Raw genomic sequence first — 6,159 nt, 5'->3', positions numbered from 1 at the left:
GCCCTGGTCCGGCGCCCGCCCGCGTTCCCCCTGCTGATGGCGGTGACCTCCCACGACCCGTCGGTCCTGCCCGCGGGTCCCGCGCGGCGGTACGAGATCGGGGTGCGCCCCCTGGGCCGCGAGGGGGTACGGGGGCTGCTGGCGGAGGCGTACGGCGAGCACTCCTGCGGTCCCCTGGTCCCGGTCGCCGTCGCCGCGACCGGGGGCAGCCCGGCCCTGCTGACGGCGGCGATCCGCCGCTGCCCCGGCCCCGCGCCCACCCCCGACGAACTGGAGGCCGTCGCCGAGCAGATAGGCCGGGAGCAGGCCCGCCGGGCACTGGCGCCGCTGCCCGACTCCCTGGTGGCCCTGGTCCGCGCGAGCGCGGTGGGCCGGGGCGATCTGACCTGGGCGCAGGTGTACGAGGTGGCGCATCCCCGCCCGCGCGGGAGCGAGCGCCCGGCCGCCGGTCCGGCGTCCACCGGGGCCGCCTGGTACGCCGGGCGTCCCGGTTCCGTACCGCCGCAGTCCCGCGCCCCCTCGCCCGAGCCCGGTTCCGTACCGCCACACCACCACGCCCTGCCGCCGCATACCGCACCGCCCGGGCCCCACTCCGTGCCCGCGCGGGTCGGTCCTGTCGGGCCCCGGGTCGGTCCCGTACCGTCGTGGTCGCGGTCCGGGCCACGGGGGTGGCCGTCCGCGGCGGCGGAGGGTGAGCCGGGCTCCGAAGCGCCGCCCCCGCCGGGGAGTTCCCCGCCCGGGGAGGCGGCGACGGCGGCGCGTTCCGGGCCGTGCCGGGGCGCGGAGCGGCCGGACGCGGTGGACTCGCCCGCCTATGAGCACCTCCCCCAACCTCGTCAGCCCCGCTCGGACGGGGACACCCGGTCCGTACCGTCCGCGTCCGATCCGGTCCGCCGCTCCGAACGGGCACGCCACGCCTGGCGGCTGCTCCAGGCGCGGGCCGTGGTGGCCGCGCGGGAACGGGGCGACGGAACGGGGCGGGAACGAGAGGACAGGGCTGGGTGGGCGGGAACAAACACAGCTGGGTGGGCGGGAACAAACACAGCCGGGTGGGCGGGAACAAACACAGCCGGGCCGGCGGAAGCTGACACAACCGGGCCGGCGCCCGGGGCATCGCCGCGTGATGAGAGCGGTGTCACGAGTGAATCCCCCGCGCCCTGGGTAGGGAAGGGCCCCGCACGCTCCCGGCGTGGCGGCTTCCCCGCCGACACCGCCCAGGACGCGTGGCGGCTGCTGGTGCAGCGCGCGGCGCACGCGGAGCGCGCCCGTACCGGGGAGGGGCGCGGGCCAGGAGACACGCGGGGCGCGCACGAGCACGCGCCGGAGTCCGCCACCGGTGAGACCCGCTCCCCGTCCCACGGCCTCGACACCCCCCTCCACGCAAGCCCCGGAAGCGCGGGAAACCCCGTGTCTCCGCCGCGTCCCGCCGCCCCCTGGGACAGCGCCGCAACCGGCCGCTCACACCCCCTCCCCACCGCCGGAGAGTCGCACGGCCCCGGTGGCGCGTTCCCCGCTCGCCACGGCCAGGAGGGGTCGGCGGATGGCGCGCCCGCCGCCTGCGGACTGGACGGGCGGCCCTGTCTGGAACAGCTGGGGAACCCCCTGGAGACCGGGACCCCTTGGCTGTCGGCGGCACCGCAACGCTCCGTCCCTCTGGTCGACGACCGGCTGGACCACCGTGGTCCCGGCCGCGAGGACCACGGCGAGCGGTCCGGGCGGACCGCTTTCCGCGCCCACGAGACGCTGGAGGTACGGGAGCGGCCCTGCCGGGGGGCGCCCGGAGGCCAGCCCCCGGACCGCTCCCAGGGTCAGTTGCGGGCCGCGCTCGCCCGTACCGGACTGGTGGACTGCGGCGACCGGCCACGGCTGCACGACACCCTGGTCGCGGGCCGGGTGCTCGCCCTCCTGGAACCGGGCCAGCGGCACGAGCTGTACGGCCGCGCCGTACGGGTGGGGCGGCGGGACGGCGCCGAGGTGGCCACCCTCGCCCGGCTCGTGTCCCAGACCGAGCTGACCGGTCCCTGGGTGGTGCGCGTGCTGCACACCGCCGGACGCCGGGCGCGCGCGGGCGGCGACCACCAGCACGCCGTCCATCTGCTGGAGCGCGCGCTCGACCGGGGCGCGAGCGGCACGGTCCGCGCCGAGGTCCTGCTCGAACTCGCGCTGGCGCAGATGTATGTACGCCCGGAGGCCGCCGACCGTGGTCTGCGCCGGGTGCTGGCCGAGACGGCGGGGCCCGATCTGTCCGCCGCCCGGCTCCGCGCCGCCGACCTGCTCGCGCTGCGCGGCGGTGGCCGGGTCGCGGCCCGCGCGCTCGCCGAGGCCGACGCGCGGCCGACCATCGGGCCACGGGAGCAGCACACGCTGCGGGCGCTCGGCTGTCTGCTCACGCACGGGGTGTCGCCGAACGCCGAACACGCCCACGGCCGTGCCGGGGACGAGACCGTGGATCCCGCGCGGGCCGCGGCCACCGCCTGGCGGCTGTGCGCCCTGGGACACGACCTCCACGAGGCGCGCCGTCTCGCGCTCGCGGTCCTGGGCGACGAGGGACTGTTCGCGCCCCGGCTGACGGCCGTACGGGTGCTCGCGGTGGTCGAGGACCTGGCCGCGGCGCGGGACGGGCTGCGGCGGATCGAGGCGGACGCCCGGCGGCGCGGGGTCCGCCCGGCGATCGGCATGGCCCTGCTGACCGACGCCGAACTGGCGCTGCGCAGCGGTGAGCTGTCCCGGGCCCGGGACCGGCTGACGGCGACCCTCGCGGAGGTCGAGCGCCGCCACTGGCATCCACGGACCCTCCAGCGGCTGACCGCCGTCGCCATGCTGATCCATCTGGAGTCGGGGATGGTGGGGCGGGCCGCCGCGGTGCTGGCCATGGCCGCGCCACACCGGCACGAGCGCGGCTTCGAACGGGCCGAGCTGCTGTTCGCGCGCGGGGTGCTCGATCTGCACACGGGCCGCCGGGCGGAGGCGACGGCGCATCTGGCGGAGTGCGGACGGCTGCTGACCAACGCGGGCTGTCTCAATCCGGCGATCGTGGCGTGGCGTTCCCATCTGGGGATGGCGCTGGCCCCGGAGGATCCGGAGGCCAGTGCCCGGCTGCTGGCCGAGGATCTGTCGGCGGCCCGCGGCTGGGGCGCGCCGGGCGCGGTGGGCGCGGTGCACCTCTGTACCGGTCTGGCGCTGTCGGGGCCGGTGGCCCTGCGGCATCTGCGCAGCGCCACCCGGGTGCTGGCCAACTCCGGTTCCCGGTGGCGCTCCGCCCGGGCGCGGGTGGAGCTGGCGTCGGCACTGCTGGACGAGGGGCGCCCGGGGGACGGCCGACGGCTGCTGTCGGAGGCGCTGGAGTCGATGTGTACGTACGGGGGGCGCCCGACGCCTCGCGCCGAGGACGTCGCCGCACGCTACGCCGAGCTGGTCCGCTCCTCGCGGTCCCGGCTGACCACGGCCCAGCTCCGGGTGGCCCGGCTGGCCGCGGAGGGCCGTGCCAACCAGGAGATCGCCGAGTCCCTGTCGCTCTCCCGCCGCACGGTGGAGCTGCATCTGACGAAGAGCTACCGGGCGCTGGGGATCGCGGGCCGCGGCGACCTGGCGACGGCGCTGGGCCATGACGACGAGCGACGGCTGGCGCGGTGACGGGAAGGGTGTGCCGTGGGGGCCGCGGCGCGGCACTGGGGGTGCCCCAGGCTCCGCCCGGGGCACCCCCACCCCGGACTCAGCCCAGGTGCCCCTCCCAGGACCCACGGCGCAGGGACGGGCGCACCACCCGGGCCGCCAAGCCCAGGGGTGGGGGCACCACCCGGCCGCAGAACCCAGGAACGGGCGCACCACCCGGGCCGCACGGCCTCAAGGGAGAGCGGCCCACGCGAGCCTCGCACGATTCCTCGGCGGCGCCCTGGGAGTGAGCGGGGTACGGGACGGAGGCCGTTCTTCCCGTACCCCGCTCGGCGGAGACGCGGCGGCTACTCCGCCGATGGGCCCAGGGGACCGCGCACCCCGGCGTCCGGGCGGACGAGGCCCTCGCGGAGGGCTACCGCCACCGCCTGGGTGCGGTTGGGGCTGTTGAGCTTGGACAGCACGATCGCCACCAGGCGCTTGGCGCTGTGCTCGGAGAGGGCGAGGGCCTGACCGATCTGCTTGTTGCTCAGGCCCTCGACCAGGAGTTCCAGGACCTGGCTCTCCCGGGCGGTGAGCAGCACCGGCGGCGGTGCGGCCAGGGACGGGCCGTCGAGCGGATGGCGCTGGTGGGCGACGCGGGGCAGGGGGTCGAGGGCGATCTTCTCACCGTCGGCGAGCCGCCTCAGGGCATCGCCGAGCCGTGCGGTGGTCAGCGCCTCCTGTTCGAGGACGCCGTCGCAGGCGATGGTCACGGGTGTGCCGCGCTTGAGTTCCACGGCGGGCAGGACCAGTACCACGAGGATGCCGTTGGCCTGGGCCACACCCGCGAGATCGGCCGCCCAGGCCGAGTCGCCGAACCCGGTGCCGTTCGCCGCCCACAGGACGAGAACGTCACAGGAGAGGATGAGGAGTTGGATGGTGTCCTCGGCCGCCTCGGCCGCGAACTCCTCGGGTGCGAAGACGGCGTGGCTGTCGACCCCGGCGGTCCGTTCCAGCATCCGCGCGAGACCGCCCCGCATGACCTCGCCCGCCGCCACGACGGCGACCTTCACACCACCTGCGTCATTCATGGTCCCGCTCCCCCGAACATCGCTCGTCCCGCCAGCCCATCAGATGACCGTGAATACCCGTGGGCCACGATCTTCCGCACAGTAGACGATCATGGATCGCGAAACGGCGAGCACCACCCTTTCATATCGTTCTTCCATCAGACCACCGCCAGCGTGGCACAGTGACACAACGTCATGCCTTGGCCTTGACCTCGCCGCGAAGGAGGTCAGGCTTTGGCCCTGGCCTCGATGCGGTCGGCGGCGAAGGACGGGCCGTGGACCGCGCGGATCTCCGCCCGGACCTCCCCCACCCTCGCCCGGGTGCCCTCGTCGGCGGCGAGGCCCAGCACGGCCGAGCGCAGCGACTCCGCGGTCACCGCGTGGGTGGGAAGTTCGACCCCCAGGCCCAGCTCCGTCAGACGCTCGGCGATCAGTCGCTGCTCGGGCATCTGCGGCAGCGTCACCAGCGGGGTGCCGAACGCGAGCGACTCCACCACGCTATTGGTCCCGGCATGACTGACCAAGACGTCCGCGCGGTCGAGCACGCTCAGCTGCGGCACCCAGCTCATCGCCCGCAGGTTCTTCGGCAGCGGCCCGAGCGCGCCGAGGTCGGCCTTCTCCCCCACCGACATCACCACCTGCCATCCGGTGTCGGCGAACGCGTCCGCGCACAGACGGACGAAATCCTCCTGACGGTCGTAGCTGAAGCTGCCCTTGGTCACCAGAACGAGTGGTTCTCCGTCGGCCGGGGGGTCCCACCTCGGCTCCCCGGCCCTTCCGGTGTCCAGACAGGCACCCACGAAGGCGAACCGGTCGTCGAAGGTCTCGTGCGCGGGCTGGAGCCGCTTGGGCAGGAAGACCAGGTTGGACTCCTCGGAGGGGGCGTTGAACTCCTCCAGGGTCATCCCCTCAAGGCCGTTCTCCTCCAGCAGCCGTCCCTGCTTGACGAAGAAGTCGATGAGGGCGGGATGGTCCGGGCGTATCTGGCCCTCGTACAGGGCGCCGATCCGCTGGGTGAGCGAGTAGTGCTCGTTGGAAGCGAACGTTCCGTACATCTGGATCGCGGGCCTGCCCCACTTGCGGGACAGGACACGCCCGGCGGCGAAGGTGCTGACGTCGTAGAGGAGCACATCCGGCAGGTCGTCGCCGAACCCGGCCTCGTAGAGCGGGACGGTGGCGAGGGCCTCGTCGATCGAGCGGACCGGTTCATGGGCCAGGTACTCGGCGTCGACCCGGTCGGGGATGGTGCGGGAGGCGAGCCAGGAGTCGTATCGCAGGACACGGGCCCCGGTGCGCTCCGCCAAGGCCGCGTACCGGTCGGTCGTGGCGAAGGTCACCCGGTGCCCGCGGCGTATCAGCTCCTCGGCGATCGGCAGGTTCGTCGTGATGTGTCCAAAGGCGGGAAGCGGCAGAAAAGCCACATGAAGTGCACACATAGCGGCAGCATGGCACTGCCCTCCACGGCCGGTCAGGCCGTGGAGGGCAGGTGTAGAAA

At 74.9% G+C, this 6,159-nt stretch carries 3 protein-coding genes; 1 reads left to right on the top strand and 2 read right to left on the bottom strand.

Annotated elements, in window-relative coordinates:
* Positions 1 to 3,633: LuxR C-terminal-related transcriptional regulator (locus tag ACFVIM_RS31660; protein ID WP_384308756.1), on the top strand; the 3,633-nt coding region annotated here is incomplete at its 5' end.
* 326 nt (positions 3,634 to 3,959) lie between these two features.
* Here ACFVIM_RS31660 and ACFVIM_RS31655 read toward each other — a convergent pair.
* Together ACFVIM_RS31655 and ACFVIM_RS31650 are read right to left on the bottom strand one after the other, a co-directional pair.
* Positions 3,960 to 4,685, bottom strand: a complete 726-nt coding sequence (locus ACFVIM_RS31655) for a LuxR C-terminal-related transcriptional regulator (protein WP_384308755.1) — start codon at positions 4,683 to 4,685, stop codon at positions 3,960 to 3,962.
* A 206-nt stretch (positions 4,686 to 4,891) separates the two neighbouring features.
* The gene (locus ACFVIM_RS31650) at positions 4,892 to 6,100 is read right to left on the bottom strand and encodes a macrolide family glycosyltransferase (RefSeq protein ID WP_384308752.1); all 1,209 of its coding nucleotides are present in this window, start codon (positions 6,098 to 6,100) and stop codon (positions 4,892 to 4,894) included.
* Positions 6,101 to 6,159 lie beyond the last annotated feature (59 nt).

Origin of the sequence: Streptomyces sp. NPDC057638 (genome assembly GCF_042800315.1) — a bacterium.
In the GTDB taxonomy this organism is placed as follows: domain Bacteria; phylum Actinomycetota; class Actinomycetes; order Streptomycetales; family Streptomycetaceae; genus Streptomyces.
The sequence above is the reverse complement of the archived record's forward strand: the minus strand, read 5'-3'. Positions and strand labels throughout refer to the sequence as shown.

Coding starts and splice junctions, on each gene's coding strand:
- ACFVIM_RS31650 (WP_384308752.1), bottom strand. CDS start 6,100: ATGTGTGCACTTCATGTGGCTTTTCTGCCGCTTCCCGCCTTTGGACAC.
- ACFVIM_RS31655 (WP_384308755.1), bottom strand. CDS start 4,685: ATGAATGACGCAGGTGGTGTGAAGGTCGCCGTCGTGGCGGCGGGCGAG.